Here is a 24,588-nt window from a genome sequence, read left to right as displayed (position 1 = left end):
GTCAGGTGAAGCATGGGGGATGACCGTCGTCAGTGGTGCAGGATTTTCGACAGGAAGTCCTTGGCCCGGTCGCTTCGCGGATTGCTGAAGAACTGGTCGGGCGTGGCCTCTTCGACGATCTTGCCGTCGGCCATGAAGACGACGCGGTTGGCGGCGGAGCGCGCGAAGCCCATCTCGTGGGTGACGACGACCATGGTCATGCCGTCACGCGCCAGCTGCTGCATGACCTCGAGGACCTCGTTGATCATCTCGGGGTCGAGGGCGGAGGTCGGCTCGTCGAACAGCATGACCTTCGGGTCCATGGCCAACGCCCGCGCGATCGCGACGCGCTGCTGCTGGCCGCCGGAGAGCTGCGCGGGGTACTTGTCCGCCTGGGTGCCGACACCCACCCGGTCGAGCAGCGTGCGGGCCTTGGCCTCGGCGGCCTTCTTCTCCGTCTTGCGGACCTTGACCTGGCCCAGCATGACGTTCTCGAGCACGGTCTTGTGCGCGAAGAGATTGAAGGACTGGAAGACCATGCCGACGTCGGCGCGCAGCCGGGCCAGTTCCTTGCCCTCCTGGGGCAGCGGCCGGTCGTCGATGGTGATGGTGCCGGAGTCGATCGTCTCCAGTCGGTTGATGGTGCGGCACAGTGTGGACTTGCCGGACCCGGAAGGCCCGATGACGACCACGACTTCGCCACGGGCGATCGTCAGGTCGATGTCCTGGAGCACATGCAGCGCGCCGAAGTGCTTGTTCACGTTGGACAGCACGACCAGGTCGCCCGCCGCCGGTACGGCGTCTTCCGAGCCCTTGGTCACTGACACTCCGCTCATCGGCTTCTTGCTCCGTCCTCCTCGGTTGGGGAGGACACTAGGCACGTGGTGCGACGAGCGTCATTACATCTGAGCGGAAATTGAGGATAACGATCCGGCCGCAACCGGACACACTGCGTGAACGGGGCGGCTCATGGCGTACCGGGTCCATAACGGAAACGCTCGGGTAACAGGCGGAGACTTGACTCTGACGCCGATGATCGGCGTTCATGCCCTGTGCCCAGCTGGTACATGTTGGTCATCACACGAGAACGCGCCACACCGCCCGGCCGGACCGCCCGGCCGGATCTCCGGCCGCACCACGCCGCACCGCCCGCCGGACCGCCCGTCGGCGAGCCGGCGGTGGACCGCACGCCGGACCGTCCGGCTGGAACCCCTGGCCGGATCGCCCGGCCGCATCGCCCCGCCCCGGAGGAGGGTCATGAGACTGCTGCTCGTCGAGGACGACGACCACGTCGCCGCGGCCCTGTCCGCCGTACTGGCGAAGCACGGGTTCACGGTCACGCACGCCCGCAACGGCGAGGAGGCGCTCCAGGCGGTGCTCCCCGCGGCCCACGGCGAGCGCCCGTCGTACGGAGTGATCCTGCTCGACCTCGGCCTGCCGGACCAGGACGGTTACCAGGTCTGCGGCCGCATCCGTAAGCTCACCACCACCCCGGTGATCATGGTGACCGCACGGGCCGACGTACGGTCGCGCATACACGGGCTCAACCTCGGGGCCGACGACTACGTCGTCAAGCCGTACGACACCGGGGAGCTGCTCGCCCGGATCCACGCGGTCAGCCGGCGCACCGCCGGAGGCGAGGAGTCCGGCACGTCGGGCGAGGGCGCGGCGCTCCGGCTCGGCTCCGTCGTCATCGAGCTGCCCACCCGCCGGGTCAGCGTCGACGGCGCCCCCGTCCAGCTCACCCGCAAGGAGTTCGACCTGCTGGCCCTGCTCGCCCAGCGCCCCGGCGTGGTCTTCCGGCGCGAGCAGATCATCAGCGAGGTGTGGCGCACCAACTGGGAGGGGACCGGCCGCACGCTGGAGGTGCACGTCGCCTCGCTGCGCTCCAAACTGCGGATGCCCGCGCTCATCGAGACCGTGCGCGGCGTCGGCTACCGCCTGGTCGCCCCGGCCGCTTAACCCCCGGGTCTCACGTGCGCACTCGCCTCCTCCCGCTCCTCATCGTCCTGATGGCCGGTGTGCTGCTGGCGCTCGGCTTCCCGCTCGCCGCCAGCCTCGCCGCCTCCGAGCAGCAGCGTGTGGTCGTCGACCGGCTCGACGACGGGGCGCGCTTCGCCGCGCTCGCCCAGTTCGTCAGCGAGACCGACCCCGGCATGGACGAGCGCCGGACCACGCTGCGCGGGGAACTCGCCAGCTACCACGACGTCTACGGCATTCGGACCGGCATCTTCTACCGCGACAACCGGGCCATGGCCGCCGCGCCCGAGGACTGGGTCGTCCCCTCCGAGGGGGAGGGGCGCCGGGCGTTCCAGGAGGCGCTGCTCGGCCGCCGCAGCCATGACCCGCCGCAGGTCTGGCCGTGGCAGCCAAACGCCCGTCTCGTCATCGCCTCGCCGGTCGTACGCGACGGTGACGTCGTCGCCGTCGTGGTCACCGACTCGCCCACCGGGCAGCTGCGTTCCCGCATCCTGGCCGGCTGGCTGATCATCGTGGCGGGCGAGTCCGCGGCGATGCTGCTCGCCGTCGGTGCCGCCTTCCGGCTCACGGGCTGGGTGCTGCGGCCGGTCCGCGTGCTGGACTCCGTCACCCACGACATCGCCACCGGCCGGATGAAGTCCCGGGTCGCCGCGGCCGGCGGGCCGCCCGAGCTGCGGCGTCTGGCCCGCTCGTTCAACGAGATGGCCGACAACGTCGAAGACGTCCTCGAACAACAGCGGGCCTTCGTCGCCGACGCCTCCCATCAGCTGCGCAACCCGCTCTCCGCGCTGCTGCTGCGCATCGAGCTGCTCGCCCTCGAACTGCCCGAGGGCAACGAGGAGATCGCCTCGGTCCGCACCGAGGGCAAGCGGCTCGCGCAGGTCCTCGACGACCTTCTCGACCTCGCGCTCGCCGAGCACGCCGCCGCGGATCTGCGCCTCACCGACATCGGCGCCCTGTCGGCCGAGAGGGTCGCCGCCTGGCGTCCCCTCGCCGAGGAGAAGGGGGTCCGGCTGAGCGGCGAGGGCCGGGCGGTGACGGCTTGGGTGGACCCGGTGGCGCTCTCCAGCGCCCTCGACGCGGTGATCGACAACGCGCTGAAGTTCACGCCGGCGGGTGAGGAGGTCACCGTCACCGTGGCGTCCGAGGGCGAGACCTGCACCATCGTGGTCGCGGACCATGGTCCGGGGCTCACGAGCGACGAGCTGGAACGGGTCGGCGACCGCTTCTGGCGCAGCAACCGGCACCAGAACATCAAGGGGTCCGGGCTGGGCCTTTCCATCTCCCGCGTGCTGCTGGCGGCGGGGGGCGGTTCGATCGACTACGCGCCGAACGAACCGCACGGGCTGCGCGTGACGGTCACGGTGCCGCGGACGGGGCCGCAGGGGCACTGGGGTGCGCCGAGGGGCACTGGGGTGCGCTGAGGGGCTGACCGGGCGGCTGGGGGCGGCGAGCGGCGGCCGGCTACGGCTTCACGGAGCGGTAGTAGCGCCGCGCGCCCTCGTGGAGTGTCAGCGGTTCGGTGTAGATCGCGGTCCGCAGATCCACGAGCTGCGCGGGGTGGACCTGGCTGCCGATCCGATCCCGGCTTCTGATCACCGTACGGGTGAAACCCTCCACCAGGGCCGGATCCGCCGTGTCCGTGGTGACCAGGAGGTTCGCGACGGCCAGGGTGTCCACCGGCTGCCCGTCCTGAGCCCTGGCGTAGGCGTCCGCCGGGATGACCGCGGAGCGGTAGTGGCGGGTGGACTCGCCGACGGCGTGGAGGTTGTCCATGAGGGTCGCGTCCAGCGGCACCAGCCGCACCGGAAAACGCTCGGACAGGGCCTGCACCGCATGCGTGGGCAGGCCGCCGGACCAGAAGAACGCGTCCAGCTGCCCGCGCTCCAGCAGGGCCGGCATCGTGTCGATGCCCGCGGAGACCGGCTCGATGTCGACGTCGGGGGTGAGGCCGCCCGCCGCGAGGACCCGGTCGGCGATGAGCCGGACTCCGGAGCCCTCCTGGCCGACGCCGACCCTCAGCCCGCGCAGATCGGCCACGGAGCGCACGGCGGACCCCTTACGGACCACCAGCTGGACGTAGTCGTCGTAGAGGCGGGCGCAGCCGCGCAACCGGTCGAACCCGGGCTTCCGGTCCCTCTGGTACTGGGCCACGGCATCGGCCGTGGCGATCGTGAAGTCGGCCTCGCCGGAGGCCAGCCGGGCGAGATTCTGCTGCGAGCCCTCGCTGTCCTCGAGCGTTATCGAGACATCCGGAAGATCACGGGCGAGCGCCTCGCGCAACAGCTCCCCGTAGCGCTGGTAGACGCCGGTGGGCACGCCTGTACTGAAGGTGACGTGCCCACTCGGCGCCTGTGGACCGAACGGAACAAGCCACCAGATCAGCAGTCCGCACACCACGAGCAGCGCCGCCGACACCTGCAGGAGGCGGCGACGGGCGGCACGGGAGAGGGAGGCGAGCATGGCGCGATCCTGCCAGCTCACGCCCCGTGCTGGCCAGGCCCGGCCTCCCGGGAACGGGTGTCGCGCTCTGTCCTGGCGGGGGGCGGGAGTGGTGCCGGGGCATGCCGGCGCCGGGTGGGGAGGCCGGCGTCAGTACGGCGGACGCGGCGCCGGGTGGGGAGGCCGGCGTCAGTACGGCGGACGCGGCGCCGCACCGCGTCACGTCACAACTCGGCCGCCTGGCTCCGGAGCCAGCCGAGCAGCAGGGCGATCCGGCTGTCCTGCTCGGGCGGTCTCGGGCTGAGCAGGTGGTATCCGGTCCCGTCGGCGACCAGACCGAAGGGGGCCACCAACTGCCCGCGCACGAGATCGTCGTGGACGAGCGCGTACGGTCCGATCGCGACGCCGACGCCCGCGACGGCGGCCTGCAGCGCCAGATAGAAGTGCTCGAAGCTCTGCTCACCGGCACCTTCGACGCGTGTACGGGTGATCCGCTGCCAGTCGTCCCATGCCGTGGGCCGTGTGTTCGTGTGCAGGATCGTCATGCCGGCGAAGCACTCCGCCCGCTCCGCCCGGGAACGGGATGCCGCCGCGGTGATCCGCTGCGCCAGCTCAGGGCTGCACACCGGACCGATCCTCTCCGTGAAGAGGGGCGAGCGGCTCACCGTCTCGGGTACCAGGAAGTCGTCGCGACGCAGGGCGACGTCGACCGGGTCCCTTTCGAAGGAGACGGGCCCGCCGCCCGCCGACAGGTGCACCGTGAGGCCCGGTACCTGGGCGGCGAGGTCGGGCAGGCGCGGGATGAGCCAGCGCATCAGCAGGGTCGGCTCGCAGGACAGGGCGAGCGGGCCCCCACGCTCCCGGCGCGAGACCTCCCGAGCGGCCGTGTCGACCTGGTCGAGCGCGTCACGGACGGCGGCCGCGAGCCGGCGGGCCTGCGCGGTCGGCCGCAGCGACCGGGTCCCGCGCTCGAAGAGGGTGGTGCCGAGGGCCTTCTCCAGGGTCTGGATCTGGCGGCTGACCGCACCGTGGGTGACATGGAGCTCCTGGGCGGCCCGGGTCATGCTCGCGTGCCGCACCGTCGCCTCGAAGGGCAGCAGAGAGTTCAGCGGGGGGAGGTCGGGCCAACGCATGTGTGAAATCTACTCACAGGTGAGGTGAGAAGGAATCGCTTGTCCAGCCGCTTTGCGAACGCCAGTGTTGATGTCGTCACCACCGGCGACCCGAGGAGGGCGACGACGAATGAGGGTGGAATCCCGCACGGCCGCCGCACAGGCCGATTCCGTTTCACGCATCGCCGTCCTCGCGGACGACCTCACCAGTGCGGGGGACGGCGCGGCGCCGTTCCGCAGAGCGGGCCACCGAGCCCGCGCCCTGCTCAGCACCCCCGAGACCCTTCCCGACACGGCCGAGGGGGTGATCGCGGTCGATCTCGGCAGCAGGCTGCTGGTGGAGGCGGAGGCGGTGAGCCGGACCGAGCGGGCCGCCCGGCGGTTGGCGGGCGCCGAACTGCTTCTGAAGACGGTCGACTCCACGCTGCGGGGGCATCTCGCGGCGGAGATCCGCGCCGCCCACGCCGGCTCGGAGCGGCGGGCCGTGGTGATCGCCCCCGCGTTCCCCGCCGAGGGCCGGACCACGCTGCGCGGGATCCAGTACGTCCGGGGCGTGCCGGTGCACGAGACCGAGTTCGCCCGCGACCCGGCGCACCCCGTGCGCACCTCGGATCTCGCGGATCTCCTGCCGGAGGCGGACCTCGTCGACCCCGACGACCTGGGTGGACTGCCCGAACTGATCGAAAAAGGGGGCCTCTTCGTCTGCTCGGCCGAAACCGACGCCGATCTCGACCGCCTGGTCTCCTCGGCTCCCCGGCCGGGGGACGTGCTCTGGGTCGGCTCGCCCGGGCTCGCCGCGGCCCTGGCCCGCCGTCACCCCCGTACCCCCGCCACTGCGCCCCACGGCCTGCCCACCGTTCTCCGCCCGCTGGTCGCCGTCGGCAGTGCCCATCCGGCCTCCCGCCGCCAACTGGAACTGCTGCGCACGCGAAAGGACGTGGCCTGCGCGGACAGCGACGATCCCGGCGCGGCCGTCGAAGCTCTTCGGCGGGCGTCCGCGCCGGTCCTGGTGGCCCACACCCCGGACGAGCGCCGTGCTGCCACCGACTCCGACACGCTCACCCGTGACCTTGCCCTGGTGGTGAAGGAGTTGGTCGCGGACGGCTCGGCGGACGGGCTCGTGCTGACCGGCGGCGAGAGCGCCGTCATGGTCCTCGAAGCGCTCGGCACCGCCGGGATCGAGCTGTACGACGAACCCGAGCCCGGAATCGCCCGTGGCCTCCTCCTCGGCCGGCCACCCATCCCCGTCCTGATCAAGGCAGGCGGATTCGGCGACCGCATCACGCTCGACCGGCTGTGCCGTCTTCTCGTCGCCGGCGTCGATCACGTAACGGGAGGGGACGCATGAACGCGATCGCCGTCACCATGGGCGACCCGAACGGCGTCGGGCCCGAGATCACCGTCAAGGCATACGCGGACCCTCGGCGTCGCCCTCCCGTCGTCGTCATCGGCGATCCGGCCTGCCTGGCGCGGGCCTGCCGCACCACCGGCACGGAGCTGACCGTGCGGCCGATCGACTCGATGGCCGAGGCCGCCCACACGCCCGGGGTCATGGACGTACTCACCGACGCCGGCGGCGCGCTTCCCCCGGACCTGACGCTCGGCACCGTGGACGCCCGCGCCGGTGCCGCCTCCTTCCGGTACGTGCGCAGGGGCATCGAGCTCGCTCTCCATGGAGAGATCCGGGCCCTCACCACCGCACCGATCAACAAGGAGGCGCTGCGGCTGGCGGGACTTCCCTACCCGGGGCACACCGAGATCCTGGCCGAGCTCTCGGGCACGCGTGACTACGCGATGATGATGGCCAACGACGAGCTCCGGGTCGTCCTCGTCACCGTCCACCAGTCGCTGCGTTCAGCACTGGACTCCCTCACCACCGCCCGCGAGCTGGAGATCATCCGGCTGACCCACCACACCCTCCGAGGCGGCGGCCGGACCGGTTCCCGTCCACGCATCGCCGTCGCCGCCCTCAACCCGCACGCGGGGGAGAACGGGCTCTTCGGACGCGAGGATCTCGAAATCGTCGAACCGGCCGTCCGAGCCGCCCGTCGGGAAGGCATCGACGCCAGCGGGCCCTGGCCGGCCGACACGGTCTTCATGCGGGCCCGAGCCGGGGAGTTCGACGCCGTCGTCGCCCAGTACCACGATCAGGGGCTGATCCCCGTCAAGTACCTGGGCCTGGAGCACGGCGTCAACATCACCATCGGCCTGCCGTTCGTACGGACCAGCGTCGACCACGGGACCGCCTTCGACATCGCGGGACAGGGCACCGCCGACCACACGAGCCTCCTCACCGCCCTGCACCAGGCCGACGGACTGGCCGCCGGGCCCGCCACCGGCCCGACCGAACCCCCGGCCCCCGCCCCGGCCCCCATCTCATGATCCGGAGGACCCCCGTGGACTTCATCTTCATGCTCACCCGTGACGACAGGACCGTCACGGACTGCCTCGACGTCCTCGACACCGTCGGTGAGCTGGGCATCGGTCACATCGGCTTCAAGGACATAGGTGTCGACCCGGGAACACTCGCCCGGCTCCACCGGCAGATCAAGGCCATGGGCGCCAGCAGCTACCTCGAAGTGGTCAGCACCACGCGCGACCAGGCCCTCGCCTCGGTGAAGGCCGCCATCGACCTCGGTGTCGACCAGCTCATGGGCGGCACCTGGATCGACGAGACACTGGCCCTCCTCGCCGGCACGGGCATCCACTACCTCCCCTTCGTGGGCGAACCACTCGGTCACCCCACCCGCCTGGCCGGGGACCCGGAGCGGATCGCGGCGGACTGCCGCCGGGCCGAGGCCGCGGGCTGCGCCGGAGTCGACCTGCTCGCCCACCGGGCCGCCGACGCCGACCCGCTCGCCCTCGTCCGCGCCGCCCGGGCCGCCACCACAGGCCGGCTGGTGGTGGCCGGGAGCATCACCACCCCCGAACAGATAGCCGCCCTCGCGGCTGCCGGGGCCGACGCCTTCACCATCGGCTCCGCGGCCTTCAGCGGCGCCCTCCGACCGGACGCGGGAAGCCTCCGGTCCCAGCTCACCACCGCCGTCTCGGCCGCGGCCGCCCCCACCCGTTGACGGTCGCGGACCGTACGGGCCGAGGCCGGGGGACGGCTCCGGGTGGCTCCGGACAGCTCGGGGCTGGGCAACGGCCGACACCGCATACCCTTGTCCCATGACCAGCAGCGACCGGAGCCAGGCAGTGGACGTCCAGCGAACCTACGAAGTGCGCACCTACGGGTGCCAGATGAACGTCCACGACTCCGAGCGGCTCTCCGGTCTGCTGGAGGACGCCGGCTACGTCAGGGCCCCCGAGGGCTCCGACGGTGACGCCGACGTCGTCGTCTTCAACACCTGCGCCGTCCGCGAGAACGCCGACAACAAGCTGTACGGCAACCTCGGCCGCCTCGCCCCCATGAAGACCACGCGCCCGGGCATGCAGATCGCCGTCGGCGGCTGTCTCGCCCAGAAGGACCGCGAGACCATCGTCAAGAAGGCCCCGTGGGTCGACGTGGTCTTCGGCACGCACAACATCGGCAAGCTGCCGGTCCTCCTGGAGCGCGCCCGCATCCAGGAAGAGGCACAGATCGAGATCGCCGAGTCGCTGGAGGCCTTCCCCTCCACACTCCCGACCCGCCGCGAGTCCGCGTACGCCGCCTGGGTCTCGATCTCCGTCGGCTGCAACAACACCTGCACCTTCTGCATCGTCCCGGCGCTGCGGGGCAAGGAGGAGGACCGCCGCCCCGGCGACATCCTCGCCGAGATCGAGGCCCTTGTCGCCGAGGGCGTCTCCGAGATCACCCTGCTCGGCCAGAACGTGAACGCCTACGGCTCCGACCTCGGCGACCGCGAGGCCTTCTCCAAGCTGCTGCGCGCCTGCGGCGAGATCGAGGGCCTGGAGCGGGTCCGGTTCACCTCCCCGCACCCCCGCGACTTCACGGACGACGTCATCGCGGCCATGGCGGAGACCCCGAACGTGATGCCGCAGCTGCACATGCCGCTGCAGTCCGGCTCCGACCCGATCCTGAAGGCGATGCGCCGCTCGTACCGGCAGGAGCGTTTCCTCGGCATCATCGAGAAGGTCCGCGCGGCCATTCCGCACGCCGCCATCTCCACCGACATCATCGTGGGCTTCCCCGGCGAGACCGAGGAGGACTTCGAGCAGACGATGCACACGGTCCGCGAGGCACGGTTCGCCAACGCGTTCACCTTCCAGTACTCCAAGCGGCCCGGCACGCCCGCGGCCGAGATGGACGGGCAGATCCCCAAGGAGGTCGTGCAGGCGCGCTACGAGCGTCTCGTCGCCCTCCAGGAGGAGATCTCCTGGGAGGAGAACAAGAAGCAGGTCGGCAGGACGCTCGAGGTCATGGTCGCCGAGGGAGAGGGGCGCAAGGACGGCGCCACGCACCGGCTCTCCGGCCGGGCCCCCGACAACCGGCTCGTCCACTTCACCAAGCCGGACCAGGAGGTCCGCCCGGGCGACGTGGTGACCGTCGAGATCACCTACGCTGCCCCGCACCACCTGCTGGCCGAGGGCCCGACGACGTCGGTACGCCGTACTCGCGCCGGCGACGCCTGGGAGAAGCGCACCACCGCGGCCGCAGCCAAGCCGACGGGCGTTCTGCTGGGCCTGCCGAAGATCGGTGTCCCGGAGCCGCTCCCGGTGGCCGACGCCCCGGCCTGTGGCAGCCACTGACACGTCGGGCACTGACACGTCGGGCAATGACACGCCGGACACCGCGGCGCCGGGCGCCTCTGTGATCGTCAAGGGCCTGGCGTCGGAGACACAGACCCGGATCGGCATCGCCGAGCCGGTCTGCGACTCGGCCGACGCCGAGGTCGCGAAGGCGACCGAGCCCGAGGGCACGTCCCGGCCCGCGTGGAGTGCGCCGGGACCGGAGGGCGTCGCTCCGTCCCAGTAGGCTGCGGATCATGCTTGTCGCCGCAGCCGTCTGTCCCTGTCCTCCCCTGCTCGTGCCCGACGTGGCGGTGGGGGCCGCCGATGAGCTCGCTGGAGCGCGGACGGCCTGTGCCGACGCCGTCGGGCTGCTGGCGGCTTCCCGGCCCGACCGGCTGTACGTCGTCGGTCCCGCCGGCGAGGACGCCGCCGGAACCTTCCCCGCCGGTTCGGTGGGAAGCTTCGCCGGCTTCGGAGTCGATCTCTCCGTGCGGCTCGGCACCGGGCCGGTGGGGGAGCGCCCGCTGCCCACCTCCCTCTCCGTCGGCGCATGGCTCCTGGAGCGCGCCCACTGGGCCGACGCTCCGATCGAGGGCCTCGCCGTCGCGGAGCGGCTGGATGAGGCCCGTTGCGGCGCCGTGGGCCGGGAGCTGGCCGCGTCCGCCGATCGCGTGGCGCTTCTCGTGATGGGTGACGGGTCGGCCTGCCGGACGCTCAAGGCGCCCGGGTACCTGGACGAACGCGCCGCCCCCTTCGACGCGGCGGCGGCCAGGGCGCTGGGAGCGGCGGACCTGGAGGCCCTTCGGGCGTTGGACGAGAACCTCGCGTACGAGCTCAAGGCGGCAGGCCGGGCTCCCTGGCAGGTCCTCGCGGGCGCCGCCGAAGGCGCGGGGCTCGAAGGCCGGCTCCTGTACGAGGAGGCCCCCTACGGCGTCGGCTACATCGTCGCCGCCTGGTCCTAGCCGCTCGGTCGTCCGACCCGCCGGCGCGGCGGACGCGGCTCATGACGCACGGTGGACGCCGGGCTCGTGACGAACCCCGGGCACCCGCCCATGACGAACGGCGGACGGCCGCGGAGCGAGGTGTTCCGCGGCCGTCCGCCGTGCGGAGGGTCGTTCAGGTGACGCCGGGCTTCAGGCGGCCGGTGGCGGGGTCGGGCCTTCGCCCTTGGCGTCGCCGTCCTTGTGGGCGATCCGGTCCAGCGCGTCCTTGGCCTTGCCGGTGCCCGATTCGATCTTGTCGCTGTATTTGCCCTTGGTCTTCTCGTCGACCAGCTTCGCGGCCTTCTCCAAGCCGTGGTCGATCTTCTCCCCGTGCTGCTGCGCGAGATCAGAGACCTTGTCCTTGGCAGGGGCGAGCTTGGCCTTCAGTGAATCCAGGAGACCCATGGGTCACCTTCCCTCCGGTGAGTCCGTATCCGTCTGCCCTGTCTCCAGGACCTACTTCCGGGCGCTTTCGCCGGCCTCGTTGTCCGCGGCCTCCTCGGCCGACTGCTGCTTGGGGATCTCCACGGCCTCGACCGCCTCGACGGCGTCGGACGACTCGTCGGTCTCCGCCTCCCCGGCGGCCACCGGCGCCTCGGCATCGGCTGCGTCGACGGCCTCGGTGGCGGCCTGCGCGTCCTCCGCCTCGCCCGTCAGGGTGACGGCCTGGGCCTCCTCCGTTGACGCCTCGGCAGCTTCCTTGCTCTTGCGGCGAAACATTGCAAAAACGCCCATTTCCACTCCATAGCGTACTCGTGTGGGAGAAGCCCCGCGGCGCCCGGTGCGCCCCAATGCGCCACCCGGTGCAAGTGCAGCCGGTACGGAAACCGGCGGTCGGAACCTCGCAACTGGCAACGAACCCGGATGCGGCCCGTCACGTCGCTCATTCGGGGACCCGTCGAGAGGTTTGCGAGACTGGGGCGGTGAGAAGTCCAGCTCCCGCCCCGCGGGTCATCGCCGTCGTCGGTCCCACAGCGGCCGGAAAGTCCGATCTGGGTGTTTTCCTCGCCCAACAGCTCGGCGGCGAAGTCGTCAACGCCGACTCGATGCAGCTCTACCGAGGGATGGACATCGGAACCGCCAAGCTGACGCTCGAGGAGCGCGGTGGCGTCCCCCACCACCTCCTCGACATCTGGGACGTGACGGAGGCCGCCAGCGTCGCCGAGTACCAGCGGCTCGCCCGCGCGGAGATCGACCGACTGCTCGCCGCCGGCCGCACGCCGGTCCTGGTCGGCGGCTCCGGCCTGTACGTGCGCGGTGCCATCGACGCCCTCGAGTTCCCCGGTACCGACCCGGCCGTACGGGCCCGCCTCGAGGCGGAGCTGGAGGAGCGGGGCTCCGGTGCGCTGCACGCCCGTCTCGCCGCGGCCGACCCCGAGGCCGCCCGCGCGATCCTGCCGAGCAACGGCCGTCGCATCGTCCGCGCCCTCGAGGTGATCGATATCACCGGCAAGCCCTTCACGGCCAACCTGCCCGGCCCGGACTCGGTCTACGACACGGTGCAGATCGGTGTGGACGTGGAGCGCCCCGAGCTCGACGAGCGGATCACCGCGCGCGTGGACCGGATGTGGGAGGCCGGTCTGGTGGAGGAGGTGCGCACGCTGGAGGCGCTCGGACTGCGGGAGGGGCGCACGGCAGCGCGCGCGCTCGGTTACCAGCAGGTGCTCGCGGCGCTCGCGGGCGAGTGCACCGAGGACGAGGCGCGCGCCGAGACCGTGCGCGCCACCAAGCGCTTCGCGCGCCGTCAGGACTCGTGGTTCCGGCGCGACCCGCGGGTCCACTGGCTGAGCGGTGCCGCGGAACACCGGGGGGAACTCCCGCGAGAGGCGCTGAGCTTGGTCGAACGAGCGGTTACAGCCTGATCACGTGATGGCATCGGGACGCCATGCCCGTCATTCCAGCGGTCTTTGGCGTGCCATCATCGAGCATCGATCGACCAAGTGGAGTCCGAGTTGGGAGGGCGCGTGGCGATGGAGGCCGGCCCTCGCGACAGAGAACAGCACGACGCGGCCCGGGGCGAAGCCCCGGGTGACGCGCCCGGTTTGACCCCGGACGGTCCCGACGACGCCGAGGGCACGTCCGTCGAGGTCGACGCCGACGAGGTCGAGGTCGAGCTGCGGCCTCAGCGTCGCCTGCGGATCTGGCAGCTCGCGCCCATCGTGGGCCTCGCCGCCGTCGGCTCCCTGATGTTCGCCTTCCCCCTCGCCTTCGGTTCCGGCGAGGGCGGCGCCGTCGTCGCCATGCTGGGGCTGCTGATCAGCTCCTGCGCGGCCGGCTGGGGCATGATGGCCGCCCGCAAGGTCGGCCACACCTGGCCCGGCCTCCCGGCGCGAGGCTCCGGCGAACGCCCGAACTGGCGGGTGATCGCCCTGTACGTCTCCGTCAGCGCGCTCCTGGTGGCGCTGGCGGTCTGGCGCGTGGCCCGCCTCCGCTGACATCGCCCGGCCACCCGTCGGGCCGCCGCGCTCCACCTTCCGGCACACAGGGCCGCGGCCTCACCGGCCCGGACGGCCCAGCCCCCCCACCCCCGCCCCCACCCCGCTCCCCAGCCCCGACCGCTCGCCGGCTCGACCGCCCACCCCGTGGACCGTCGAGCCCTTGTCGGAGCCGCCCCGTAGAGTTGATGCCGTGACCACCACGCAGACCTCGCCGCTCGCATTCCTCAAGGGCCACGGGACCGAGAACGACTTCGTGATCGTCCCCGACGCCGACAACGCCGTCGAACTGCCCCCCGCGGCCGTCGCGCGGCTGTGCGACCGGCGGGCCGGGATCGGCGGTGACGGCCTGCTGCACGTGGTCCGCAGCGCGGCTCACCCCGAGGCCCGGCACATGGCCGAAGAGGCCGAGTGGTTCATGGACTACCGCAACGCGGACGGTTCGGTGGCCGAGATGTGCGGCAACGGGACCCGGGTCTTCGCCCGCTATCTGGAGCACGCCGGACACATCACCGCGGGCGAGGTCGCCGTCGCCACTCGCGCCGGGGTCAAGAAGATCCACCTCGACAAGGACGGCTCCGTCACCGTCTCCATGGGCCGCGCCCGTCTCCCCGAGGACGGCGTCACCGTCACCGTCGACGGCCGCAGCTGGCCCGCCCGGAACGTGAACATGGGCAACCCGCACGCCGTCGCCTTCGTCGAGAGCCTCGACCACGCGGGCGACCTGTACTCCGAGCCGCCGTACGCCCCCGCCGAGGTCTACCCGGAGGGCGTGAACATCGAGTTCGTCGCCGACCGGGGCCCCCGTCACGTCGCCATGCGCGTGCACGAGCGCGGTGCCGCCGAGACCCGCTCCTGCGGCACGGGCGCGTGCGCCGTCGCCGTGGCCACCGCGCGCCGGGACGGCGTCGACCCCGCCGTCAGCGGCACCCCCGTCACGTACACCGTCGATGTCCTCGGTGGCACGCTGATCATCACCGAGCACCCCGACGGCGAGATCGAGATGACCGGCCCGGCCGTCATCGTCGCCGAGGGCACCATCGACCCCTCCTGGCTGACCGCCGCCCCGACGGCCTGACCCCGACCGGGCGCGAACCGGGCGGAATCGAAACAGTCAACGACTGATCCATCGCTCGAATGGGTGATCCGTTTCACGCTCGGCGAGAGCGTGACTGCGCCACGTGGTGGGGTCGGTAGCATCAAGCACCGGCCCGGCGGGCACGCCTTGCCCGCTCACCGCCGGTCGATGCCGCCGGAGGTGCCCCATGAGTACAGAGGCCACCAATCCTGTGAGCGCAGCGGAGGCCAACGGCCCCGAGGCGCCCAGCCGCAGGCGCGCCCGTCCGAGGATCGACCTCCGCAGGCTCGGCCGCGCAGCTCTGCTCGGTCCCACCACCAGGGACCGGCTGCCCGACGCGATCGGGCACGTCGCCGAGGCGCACCGCGCCCACCACCCCGACGCCGACCTGGCGGTGCTGCGCAGGGCGTACGTCCTTGCCGAGTCCTCGCACCGCGGACAGTTCCGCAAGAGCGGTGAGCCCTACATCACCCATCCGCTCGCGGTCACCCTGATCCTCGCCGAACTCGGCGCCGAGACCACGACCTTGACCGCTTCCCTGCTCCACGACACCGTCGAGGACACGGAGGTGACGCTCGATCAGGTCCGTGAACAGTTCGGCGACGAGGTCGCCTACCTCGTCGACGGCGTGACCAAGCTGGAGAAGGTCGACTACGGCGCCGCCGCCGAACCCGAGACCTTCCGCAAGATGCTCGTCGCCACCGGCAACGACGTCCGGGTCATGTCGATCAAACTCGCCGACCGGCTCCACAACATGCGCACCCTCGGGGTGATGCGCCCCGAGAAACAGGTCAGGATCGCCAAAGTCACCCGCGATGTCCTCATCCCGCTCGCCGAACGGCTCGGGGTCCAGGCGCTCAAGTCCGAGCTGGAGGACCTCGTCTTCGCGATCCTCCATCCCGAGGAGTACGAGAACACCCGCGCCCTCATCGCCGAGAACACCGGCGCGGGTGACGCGCTCGCCGCCATCGCCGACCATGTCTCCGCCGCCCTGCGCGAGGCGGACATCGCCGCCGAGGTCCTCGTCAGGCCACGCCACTTCGTCTCCGTCCACCGCGTCCGGCTCAAGCGCGGCGACTTGCGCGGCAGCGACTTCGGCCGGCTCCTCGTCCTGGTGGCTGAGGACGCCGACTGCTACGCGGTCCTCGGCGAGCTCCACACCTGTTTCACCCCGGTGATCTCCGAATTCAAGGACTTCATCGCGGCGCCCAAGTTCAACCTCTACCAGTCGCTGCACACCGCGGTCGCCGCCCCCGACGGCGCCGTCGCCGAAGTCCTCATCCGCACCCATCAGATGCACAAGGTCGCCGAGGCCGGAGTCGTCGCCCTCGGCAATCCGTACGTACCCCAGGACGGCGTCACCGAACCGGCCGAGGACGGAGAGCGCGCCGACCCCACCCGCCCCGGCTGGCTCTCCCGGCTCCTCGACTGGCAGCAGGCCACTCCCGACCCCGACACCTTCTGGACCTCCCTGCGCGCGGACCTCGCCGAGGACCAGGAGATCACCGTCTTCCGAGCCGACGGCGGGACCCTCGGCCTGCCCGCCGGGGCCAGCTGTGTCGACGCCGCGTACGCGCAGCACGGCGAGGCCGCGCACGCCTGTCTCGGCGCGCGCGTCAACGGGCGCCTGGCGACGCTCAGTACGGTCCTGAACGACGGCGACACGGTGCAGCTGCTGCTCGCCCAGGACTCCGCCTCCGGACCGTCCCCCGCGTGGCTGGAGCACGCCCGTACACCCGCCGCGCGCATCGCCATCACCGCATGGCTGCAGGCACACCCGGAGGCCGCGAAGGCCCCGTCCGCCGATCCCCGTCCGCCCGCCTCCGTCACCGCGGACCGCCGCTCCGGCGCCAGGCTCCTCGCCGACCTGCCCGGCGCCCAGTCCGCCGCCGTACGGCCGGCGGGCTGCTGCACCCCCGTACCCCCGGACGAGATCACCGGTTTCCAGGTGCGTGGCGGATCCGTCACCGTCCACCGCACCGGCTGCACGGCCGTCGAGACCATGAAGCGCCTCGGGCGCCAGCCCCTCACCGTCCACTGGGGCGACACCGCCGAATGCCGCGTCACTCTCGTCGCCGAGTCCTTCGGCCGGCCCCGACTCCTCGCGGACCTCACCGAGGTCATCGCGGCGGCGGGCGTCGCCGTCGTCTCGGCGACCGTCGAACCGCCCAGCGAACAGCGGGTCCGGCACACGTACACCCTCCAACTCCCGGACGCGGCGGGGCTGCCCGCGCTGATGCGGGCGATGCGGGACGTGGCCGGCGTGTACGACGTCAGCCGCGCCCGGCGCCCCGCCTCCCAGGAGAGCTGACCCCGGCGGGCACACGGCCCCACCCGTACGTGACTCCTTCGAGTGGCCGGCGCGCGCGCCGCCGGGGGGAGCGGAGGACGCGCTGGTAGCCGTAGCTCATGCCGCTCACACCCCGACATCCCTCCCCACGCGCGCGGTGGCTGCGCTCCGCCGTCCTGGTCGCCGCCTCGGCCGGGCTCGTCGCCGCCGCCCTCCCCGCGCCCGCGCCGCTCGGCATCGGGGATCCCCTCTTCCCCCACCTCGGGAACCCGGGCTACGACGTCCTCTCGTACGACATCGCCCTCACCTATCAGGGTGACAACACCCGCCCGCTGGAGGCGGTGACCCGCATCGAGGCGCTCACCACCGCCGACCTGGAGCGGATCAACCTGGACTTCACCCACGGCAAGGTCTCCTCCGTCACCGTCGACGGCGAACCGGCCGAGTTCGTGACCAGCGGCGAGGACCTGGTGATCACACCGGCCCGGGAGACGGAGGAGGGCGAGGCGCTCACCATCGAGGTCACCCACACCAGCGACCCCAGCGGCCCGGCCGACACCGGCGGCTGGGTCCGTACCGGCGACGGCCTCGCCATGGCCAACCAGGCCGACGCCGCCCACCGGGTCTTCCCGTCCAACGACCACCCCGCCGACAAGGCGTACTTCACCTTCCGGATCACCGCCCCCAGCAGCCTGACAGCCGTCGCCAACGGTCTGCCGACGGGCCGCACCACGGCCGGCGCCACCACCACATGGACCTACCGCACGGTCCACCCAATGGCCACCGAGCTCGCCCAGGTCTCCATCGGCCGCACCACCGTGGTCCACCGGACGGGACCGCACGGCCTTCCCGTACGGGACGTGGTGCGCACGGCCGACCGAGAGCTCATGGAGCCCTGGCTGAAGCGCACCCCCGGCCACCTGGAGTGGATGGAGCGCCAGGTCGGCCCGTACCCGTTCGAGACGTACGGCCTCCTCGTCGCCGACGCCGCCACCGGCTTCGAGCTGGAGACCCAGACCCTCTCTCTCTTCGAGAGAGGACTGTTCACGGAACCCGGGCTCCCGGAGTGGTACGTCGACTCGATCATGGTCCATGAGCTCGCCCATCAGTGGTTCGGCAACAGTGTCTCGCCCCGCACCTGGTCCGACCTGTGGCTCAACGAGGGGCATGCGAGCTGGTACGAGGCGCTGTACGCGGAAGAGAAGGCGAAGCAGCCCCTGGAGAAGCGGATGAAGGCCGCGTACAGCGCCTCGGACCGGTGGAGGGCGGCCGGCGGCCCGCCGGCCGCCCCCGAGCCCCCGTCTCCCGGCCACAAGATCAGCCTTTTCCGTCCGGTGGTGTACGACGGGAGCGCCCTGGTCCTCTACGCGCTGCGCCAGGAGATCGGCAAGGACGCCTTCCAGCTTCTGGAGCGCCGCTGGGTGAGCGAGCACCGCGACGCGACCGCCACCACCTCCGACTTCACGGCCTTGGCGTCCCAGGTCGCGGGCCGCGATCTCACCGCGTTCTTCACGGGCTGGCTGTACGCGAAGAAGACGCCGGCCATGCCCGGGCACCCCGAGTGGCGCAGCCAGGCGGCCGAGGCCGCCCCGAGCCCCGCGAAACCGGGGTGACGGGCCCGGGCCGAGCGTGTCACCATCGTCAGGTCGACACCGCCGTCGGCCCGGGAATCTTTCGGTGCCGTCACACGTTGTGATCGACGTAACGACTTTCCATCGACGTAAGGATCAAATGACCTCCTCTTCATCCCCTTCCCAGGACGAGCAGAGCTTCGCCGAGACGAGCCGCACCGAGAGCCTTCGGGCCGATGCCCTGATGGAAGAGGACGTCGCCTGGAGCCACGAGATCGACGGAGAGCGGGACGGCGATCAGTTCGACCGCTCCGAGCGCGCGGCTCTGCGGCGTGTGGCGGGCCTCTCCACCGAGCTCGAGGACGTCACCGAGGTCGAGTACCGGCAGCTGCGCCTGGAGCGCGTGGTGGTGGTCGGCGTATGGACCTCGGGGACCGTTCAGGACGCGGAGAACTCCCTCGCGGAGCTGGCGGCCCTCGCCGAGACGGCGGGCGCCCTGGTACTCGACGGCGTCATCCAGCGCCGTGACAAGCCGGACCCGGCCACCTTCATCGGTTCGGGCAAGGCACGCGAGCTGCGGGACATCGTGCTCGAAACCGGCGCGGACACGGTTGTCTGCGACGGTGAGCTCAGCCCCGGCCAGCTCATCGCACTCGAAGACGTCGTCAAGGTGAAGGTGGTCGACCGGACCGCCCTGATCCTCGACATCTTCGCCCAGCACGCCAAGTCCCGAGAGGGCAAGGCGCAGGTCGCGCTCGCGCAGATGCAGTACATGCTGCCGCGGCTGCGAGGCTGGGGTCAGTCGCTCTCCCGTCAGATGGGTGGCGGCGGCGGTGGCGGCATGGCCACCCGTGGTCCCGGTGAGACCAAGATCGAGACCGACCGGCGTCGGATCCGCGAGAAGATGGCGAAGATGCGCCGGGAGATCGCGGAGATGAAGACCGGCCGCGACATCAAGCGGCAGGAGCGGCGCCGTCACAAGGTTCCGTCGGTCGCCATCGCCGGATACACCAACGCGGGCAAGTCGTCCCTGCTCAACCGGCTGACCGGCGCGGGTGTGCTGGTGGAGAACGCACTGTTCGCCACCCTCGACCCGACCGTCCGCCGGGCCGAGACGCCCAGTGGCCGGCTCTACACGCTGGCCGACACGGTCGGCTTCGTACGGCATCTGCCGCACCACCTGGTCGAGGCGTTCCGCTCCACCATGGAGGAGGTCGGGGACTCCGATCTCATCCTGCACGTGGTGGACGGCTCGCACCCGGCTCCGGAGGAGCAGCTGGCGGCCGTGCGCGAGGTGTTCCGCGACGTCGGCGCCGTGAACGTGCCGGAGGTCGTGGTCATCAACAAGGCGGACGCCGCCGACCCGCTCGTGCTGCAGCGGCTGATGCGGGCCGAGCGCCACGCCATCGCCGTCTCGGCGCGTACGGGCGAGGGCATCGAGGAGCTGCTGACGCTCATCGACGCCGAGCTTCCCCGGCCGCAGGTCGAGATCGAGGCACTCGTGCCGTACACCCAGGGCGGTCTCGTCTCGCGGACGCACGCCGAGGGCGAGGTGCTCTCCGAGGAGCACACGCCGGAGGGCACGCTGCTCAAGGCGCGTGTGCACGAGGAGCTGGCGGCGTTCCTGATGCCGTTCGTCCCGGCCGCGCACTGACGGTATCCGTCTCATGCGGAAGGCCCCGCCCCCTCGACGAGGGGGCGGGGCCTTCCGCATGAGGTGCCCGGTGGACCTTCGGTCAGCGGGCGAACTTCTTGCTCACCATCTCGTGCGCGTCCTTCGCGCCCCTGCCCAGCTGCGGGCCGGCCAGCCAGCCGTTGCCGCCGGCCGGGCCGATCGAGGTGTTCGACACCAGAACGGTCTTGCCGTTCGGCAGCGCACGGAACCAGCCGCCGCCGGACGAGCCGCCGGTCATGGTGCAGCCGATGCGGTACATGGTGGGCGTGGCGGGCGCCGTGGTGAGGCGGCTCGCACGGTCGAGACACTTGTGCATGATCAGACCGTTGTACGGAGGCGCCGCAGGGTAGCCCCAGGCGCCGATCGTGCCCGCCTGCGCGGCCGTCGGAGCCGAGAAGTCGACCGCAAGCGCGGCGCCGACCGTCTCCTCCAGCGACTTCTTGCCCCGCATCGGCTGCACGTGCAGCACGGCGTAGTCGTACGGCCAGGCGGCGTTCGTGCCACCGCGGTTGATCCAGTCGCCCGACGTCACGGCCCAGTCGGCCCAGTACTGGCCGTAGGGCGCTTCCTCGTGCGGCTGCGCGTTGCGCAGCGCGGACGGAGACTTGCCGAGGTCGTTGTAGGCGGGGACGAAGGTGATGTTGCGGTACCAGCCGCCACGCTGACCTGCGTGGACACAGTGGCCGGCCGTCCAGACCATGTTGGACCGGCCGGGCCGGCGCGGGTCCTTCACGATGGTGCCGGAGCAGACCATGTGACCCTGCGGCGAGTCGAAGAAGATCTTCCCGACCGGAGCCGCGTTGCGGTGGTACGGCGTCTTCTCGCGCTGGGCCTGGACCGGACGCGGCACGGGATCGCTGCCGCCGGCACCGGCCGTGGTCGCGATCGTCTGGTCCGGGCTCTTGGCCGACTGCATGCGCTGGGAGTCCCAGAGCCCGTCGATCACCGGGTTGACGAAGTCCTCGGCCTCACGGAGCCAGGTGTCCTGGTCCCAGTTCTTCCACTCGCCGTCCTTCCACTTGTCCAGGTCGACGCCGTGCTTCTTCAGCTTGTCGGCGACGTCCTTGGGAAGGGCGGCTCCGCCTCCTTCCGAGGCGGAGGCTGAGGCGGAGGCTGAGGCGGAGGCGCTGGCCCCCGCGGCGGGCTTGTCGGCCGCCGGTGTCTCGGACGGGCCACATGCGGTGGCCGTCAGGGCCAGCGCCGCGCCCACGGCGGCGAAGGCTGGAAAAAGTCGTGCGGAACGCATGAGTTGAGATCCCCCTGGGGTGTTACCGCGTCCGGGCACTGCCACGGAATGGTTGCCATGGACGCGTCAGTAGCGGTGCACAGTATGCCCGTAGGAAGGAGGCGGGACCCGCCGGGGCCCCGCCTCCGCATCGCTGATGCGCAAAGGTCGTCCGGCGCATCAGCGCCGGACACTTCCTAGCGGCCGGCGAACTTCTTGCTGACCTCGTCGTAGATGCCCTTGGCCTCGGCACCCAGGCGCGGACCGGCCAGCCAGCCGGCCGTCACCGGGCCGATCGAGGTGTTGGAGACCAGCGCGGGCTTCCCGTCCTGGCCGGCGGCGACCCAGCCGCCGCCGGACGAGCCGCCGGTCATGGTGCAGCCGATGCGGTACATCGTCGGCTGCTCCGCCTTCACCGACAGCCGGCCCGGCTTGTCCTGGCACTGGAACATCTTCTGGCCGTCGAAGGGCGGACCCGCCGGGTAGCCCGTCGCCGTCATGTTCGCGATCTTCGACACCGCCGGCGCGTTGAACTCCACCGGAAGCGCCGAACCGACCGTCTCCTCCAGCGACTTGCCCGTGCTGCCCTTCTCCGGGGTCACGTGGATCACCGCGAAGTCGTACGGAGCTCCCTGACCGCCGGTCGCCGCACCCTCCGCGATCCACTGCTCGGACGTCTGCGCCCAGTCGCCCCACCAGACGCCGAACGGAGCGACTTCCTCACGGGTGGCGTTCTCCAGTTGGGCCGTCGCCTTGCCACCGTCGTTGTACGAGGGGACGAAGGCGATGTTGCGGTACCAACCGCCCTTCTTGCCCGCGTGCACGCAGTGGCCGGCCGTCCACACCATGTTGGACTTGCCGGGGTGCGCCGGGTCCTTCACGACCGTGGCCGAGCAGACCATCGAACCCTCGGGGCCGTCGAAGAAGACCTTGCCCGCCTCGGGGGCGTTGGAGTGGTACGGCGTCTTCACGCCCGTCGCCCTGACCGGCTCGGGCGTCGGGTCGGTGACCCCCTCGTCACCCGAGATGTCCTCCTCCTCGACCGGCTTGTCGGGGCGCTCGGCGTCCCGCATACGGTCCGGGTCCCAGAGGTCCTCGATGATCGGGTTGACGTAGTCCTTGGCCTCACGCAGCCACTTGTCGCGGTCCCAGTTCTTCCACTCGCCGTTCCTCCACTTGTCCAGATCGATCCCGTGCTCCTTGAGCCGGTCCTTCAGATCGTCCGGAATCGTGATCTTGCCGCCGGTGGACGGGCTCGCGGGTGCGCTGGGCTTGTCTCCCGCGTTCTCCTCGGTCGGGCCGCAGGCCGTCGCCGTCAGCGTCAACGCCGCGACGGCGGCAGCCGCGGCCAGCAGCGGACGAATCGATCGCATCTCGTGATCCCCCTGGGACTACGTCAACTTGTGCATGAGTGAACAGTGGTGGCGCCGTGACCGGCGCCGAAGTGCGGCCCCCACTATGCCGGTGCCGGAGGGGACGGTACGAGGCAGGTCCGTGGTTCCTGGCCCCGCCCAGCCGTTGCCGGGCCGTGACCCCGCCCAGCCGAAGGATCTTGGGATTCCGCCGTGATCCTTGGCAACCCTCGTCGTTGGTACGTACGGGGGACAGGAAGGCAGCGTTCAGAGGCGCCGTTCACGCGGTCGAGCAACGTACCGATGTGCAACGCAACCGTTACAGCGGGAGGACACCGAGCCGTGGCCGTGATCGAACCAGCTCCGGCCGTACCGTCGACCCCACAGGCCCGCCCCGGGAAGCGGACGGCAGCCGAGGGCAGTGCCATCGAAGGCATCCTGCGCCGCCAGTCACTGCGCGAATCAGCGGCGCGCACCTACGCGCGATCGCTGCCGATCGTGCCCGTACGCGCCCGCGGCCTGACCATCGAGGGTGCTGACGGCAGGCGTTACCTGGACTGCCTCTCCGGCGCCGGGACGCTGGCCCTCGGGCACAACCACCCGGTGGTCCTCGAAGCCATCAAGAAAGTCCTCGACTCCGGCGCCCCCCTCCACGTCCTCGACCTCGCCACCCCGGTCAAGGACGCCTTCACCACCGAACTGTTCGCCACCCTGCCCCCGACGCTCGCCGACGACGCGCGCATCCAGTTCTGCGGACCAGCCGGGACGGACGCGGTCGAGGCCGCCCTCAAACTCGTCCGCACCGCCACCGGCCGCAGCGGGCTGCTCAGCTTCACCGGGGCCTACCACGGCATGACCGCCGGGGCCCTCGACGCCTCGGGAGGCGCGCCGGACGTACGCGTGACCCGGCTGCCCTACCCGCAGAACTACCGCTGCCCCTTCGGCGTCGGTGGCGAGCGCGGCGCCGAACTGTCCGCGCGCTGGACCGAGAACCTCCTCGACGACCCCAAGAGCGGCGTCGCCACGCCCGCCGGCATGATCCTCGAACCCGTCCAGGGTGAGGGGGGCGTCATCCCCGCCCCCGACACCTGGATGCGCCGCATGCGGGAGATCACCGCCGCCCGCTCCATCCCGCTCATCGCCGACGAGGTCCAGACCGGCGTCGGCCGCACCGGAACCTTCTGGGCGGTCGAACACAGCGGTGTCGTCCCCGACGTCATGGTCCTCTCCAAGGCCATCGGCGGTTCCCTCCCGCTCGCGGTCATCGTCTACCGGTCGGAGCTCGACGCCTGGGAACCCGGCGCGCACGCGGGCACGTTCCGGGGCAACCAGCTCGCCATGGCCGCCGGAACCGCCACCCTCGCGTACGTACGGCAGAACCGGCTCGCCGACCGCGCGGCCACCCTCGGGGCCCGGATGCTCGGCCGCCTCCAGGGCCTGGCCGCCGCTCACCCCTGCATCGGCGATGTGCGGGGCCGGGGGCTGATGATCGGCGTCGAACTCGTGGCACCCGACACCGACGACCCCGGAGCCCTCGACCCACCGGTCGACCCCGCCCTCGCCGTGGCCGTCCAGCGTGCGTGTCTCGACCGCGGTCTCATCGTCGAACTCGGCGGCCGCCATTCCGGGGTCGTCCGGCTCCTGCCGCCGCTCACCCTCAGCGACGAGCAGGCCGAGGCCGTCCTCGACCGCTTCGCCGACGCCCTCGCCGCTGCCGAGCGCGCCCACCGCCCGGGTCCGCCGGCATACGACACGCGACACCGGAACGACACCGGACCGTCCCACTGATCCC

22 protein-coding genes are annotated in these 24,588 nt (G+C 71.6%); 15 read left to right on the top strand and 7 right to left on the bottom strand.

Features of this window, described 5'->3' with window-relative positions:
• Positions 1-29: 29 nt before the first annotated feature.
• Complete coding sequence (locus J7E93_RS11140) at positions 30-815, bottom strand: amino acid ABC transporter ATP-binding protein (protein WP_215067963.1); 786 nt, start codon at positions 813-815, stop codon at positions 30-32.
• Between the two features lie 421 nt (positions 816-1,236).
• On the opposite strand from J7E93_RS11140, the gene J7E93_RS11135 reads away from it, so the two are divergent.
• Positions 1,237-1,941 (top strand): response regulator transcription factor, encoded by a 705-nt coding sequence (locus tag J7E93_RS11135; RefSeq protein WP_215067961.1) that lies wholly within the window; start codon positions 1,237-1,239, stop codon positions 1,939-1,941.
• A 14-nt stretch (positions 1,942-1,955) separates the two neighbouring features.
• Entirely contained in the window at positions 1,956-3,383 is a 1,428-nt protein-coding gene (locus J7E93_RS11130) for a HAMP domain-containing sensor histidine kinase (RefSeq protein WP_215067959.1), read from the top strand.
• Positions 3,384-3,423: 40 nt separating this feature from the next.
• Here the strand turns inward: J7E93_RS11130 and J7E93_RS11125 are convergent, their stop codons facing one another.
• Both J7E93_RS11125 and J7E93_RS11120 read right to left on the bottom strand, forming a co-directional pair.
• Positions 3,424-4,422 carry a TAXI family TRAP transporter solute-binding subunit gene (locus tag J7E93_RS11125; protein WP_215068006.1) on the bottom strand — a complete coding sequence of 333 codons (999 nt, stop codon included), beginning with the start codon at positions 4,420-4,422 and terminating at the stop codon, positions 3,424-3,426.
• A gap of 203 nt (positions 4,423-4,625) precedes the next feature.
• The gene (locus J7E93_RS11120; protein WP_215067951.1) at positions 4,626-5,534 is read right to left on the bottom strand and encodes a LysR substrate-binding domain-containing protein; all 909 of its coding nucleotides are present in this window, start codon (positions 5,532-5,534) and stop codon (positions 4,626-4,628) included.
• A gap of 109 nt (positions 5,535-5,643) precedes the next feature.
• On the opposite strand from J7E93_RS11120, the gene J7E93_RS11115 reads away from it, so the two are divergent.
• The 6 genes from J7E93_RS11115 to J7E93_RS11090 all read left to right on the top strand — a co-directional run bounded on the left by J7E93_RS11115 (position 5,644) and on the right by J7E93_RS11090 (position 11,149).
• Positions 5,644-6,861, top strand: a complete 1,218-nt coding sequence (locus J7E93_RS11115) for a four-carbon acid sugar kinase family protein (protein ID WP_215067949.1) — start codon at positions 5,644-5,646, stop codon at positions 6,859-6,861.
• Positions 6,858-7,895, top strand: coding sequence for a 4-hydroxythreonine-4-phosphate dehydrogenase PdxA (gene pdxA, locus J7E93_RS11110; protein WP_215067948.1), 1,038 nt, complete (start codon positions 6,858-6,860; stop codon positions 7,893-7,895). Before J7E93_RS11115 ends, pdxA begins: the two co-directional genes overlap by 4 nt.
• A gap of 14 nt (positions 7,896-7,909) precedes the next feature.
• Entirely contained in the window at positions 7,910-8,587 is a 678-nt protein-coding gene (locus J7E93_RS11105) for a HisA/HisF-related TIM barrel protein (protein WP_215067946.1), read from the top strand.
• Between the two features lie 97 nt (positions 8,588-8,684).
• Positions 8,685-10,205 (top strand): tRNA (N6-isopentenyl adenosine(37)-C2)-methylthiotransferase MiaB, encoded by a 1,521-nt coding sequence (gene miaB, locus J7E93_RS11100; protein WP_215067944.1) that lies wholly within the window; start codon positions 8,685-8,687, stop codon positions 10,203-10,205.
• A complete protein-coding gene (locus tag J7E93_RS11095; protein WP_215067942.1) occupies positions 10,192-10,431 on the top strand; it encodes a hypothetical protein in 240 nt (79 codons plus the stop codon). The genes miaB and J7E93_RS11095 overlap by 14 nt, the downstream gene beginning before the upstream one ends.
• Before the next feature lie 10 nt (positions 10,432-10,441).
• Positions 10,442-11,149 carry a class III extradiol dioxygenase subunit B-like domain-containing protein gene (locus tag J7E93_RS11090; protein ID WP_215067940.1) on the top strand — a complete coding sequence of 236 codons (708 nt, stop codon included), beginning with the start codon at positions 10,442-10,444 and terminating at the stop codon, positions 11,147-11,149.
• Positions 11,150-11,320: 171 nt separating this feature from the next.
• Here the strand turns inward: J7E93_RS11090 and J7E93_RS11085 are convergent, their stop codons facing one another.
• Both J7E93_RS11085 and J7E93_RS11080 read right to left on the bottom strand, forming a co-directional pair.
• Positions 11,321-11,575: an antitoxin gene (locus J7E93_RS11085; RefSeq protein WP_215067939.1), complete on the bottom strand. Its 255-nt coding sequence runs from the start codon at positions 11,573-11,575 to the stop codon at positions 11,321-11,323.
• 51 nt (positions 11,576-11,626) lie between these two features.
• Positions 11,627-11,905: a hypothetical protein gene (locus tag J7E93_RS11080; protein WP_215067937.1), complete on the bottom strand. Its 279-nt coding sequence runs from the start codon at positions 11,903-11,905 to the stop codon at positions 11,627-11,629.
• Between the two features lie 188 nt (positions 11,906-12,093).
• Here J7E93_RS11080 and miaA point away from each other — a divergent pair, with 188 nt between their 5' ends.
• The 6 genes from miaA to hflX all read left to right on the top strand — a co-directional run bounded on the left by miaA (position 12,094) and on the right by hflX (position 20,198).
• Entirely contained in the window at positions 12,094-13,032 is a 939-nt protein-coding gene (gene miaA, locus J7E93_RS11075; RefSeq protein ID WP_215067935.1) for a tRNA (adenosine(37)-N6)-dimethylallyltransferase MiaA, read from the top strand.
• Between the two features lie 108 nt (positions 13,033-13,140).
• Positions 13,141-13,605, top strand: a complete 465-nt coding sequence (locus J7E93_RS11070; protein WP_215068004.1) for a hypothetical protein — start codon at positions 13,141-13,143, stop codon at positions 13,603-13,605.
• A 193-nt stretch (positions 13,606-13,798) separates the two neighbouring features.
• Entirely contained in the window at positions 13,799-14,683 is an 885-nt protein-coding gene (dapF, locus tag J7E93_RS11065) for a diaminopimelate epimerase (protein WP_215067933.1), read from the top strand.
• A gap of 187 nt (positions 14,684-14,870) precedes the next feature.
• Complete coding sequence (locus tag J7E93_RS11060; RefSeq protein WP_215067931.1) at positions 14,871-16,994, top strand: bifunctional (p)ppGpp synthetase/guanosine-3',5'-bis(diphosphate) 3'-pyrophosphohydrolase; 2,124 nt, start codon at positions 14,871-14,873, stop codon at positions 16,992-16,994.
• A gap of 98 nt (positions 16,995-17,092) precedes the next feature.
• A complete protein-coding gene (locus tag J7E93_RS11055; protein ID WP_215067929.1) occupies positions 17,093-18,586 on the top strand; it encodes a M1 family metallopeptidase in 1,494 nt (497 codons plus the stop codon).
• Between the two features lie 118 nt (positions 18,587-18,704).
• Positions 18,705-20,198, top strand: coding sequence for a GTPase HflX (gene hflX / locus J7E93_RS11050; RefSeq protein WP_215067927.1), 1,494 nt, complete (start codon positions 18,705-18,707; stop codon positions 20,196-20,198).
• 82 nt (positions 20,199-20,280) lie between these two features.
• Here hflX and J7E93_RS11045 read toward each other — a convergent pair whose 3' ends face one another.
• On the bottom strand, positions 20,281-21,465 hold the full coding sequence (locus J7E93_RS11045; protein WP_215067920.1) for a serine protease: 1,185 nt from the start codon (positions 21,463-21,465) through the stop codon (positions 20,281-20,283).
• 176 nt (positions 21,466-21,641) lie between these two features.
• Positions 21,642-22,817: a serine protease gene (locus J7E93_RS11040; protein WP_215067918.1), complete on the bottom strand. Its 1,176-nt coding sequence runs from the start codon at positions 22,815-22,817 to the stop codon at positions 21,642-21,644.
• Positions 22,818-23,138: 321 nt separating this feature from the next.
• On the opposite strand from J7E93_RS11040, the gene J7E93_RS11035 reads away from it, so the two are divergent.
• On the top strand, positions 23,139-24,584 hold the full coding sequence (locus J7E93_RS11035) for a diaminobutyrate--2-oxoglutarate transaminase family protein (RefSeq protein WP_374105372.1): 1,446 nt from the start codon (positions 23,139-23,141) through the stop codon (positions 24,582-24,584).
• Positions 24,585-24,588 lie beyond the last annotated feature (4 nt).

The organism is Streptomyces sp. ISL-36, from assembly GCF_018614205.1.
Lineage (GTDB): Bacteria > Actinomycetota > Actinomycetes > Streptomycetales > Streptomycetaceae > Streptomyces.
Note: the sequence above shows the minus strand (reverse complement) of the source record. Positions and strands in the feature narration are given on the sequence as shown.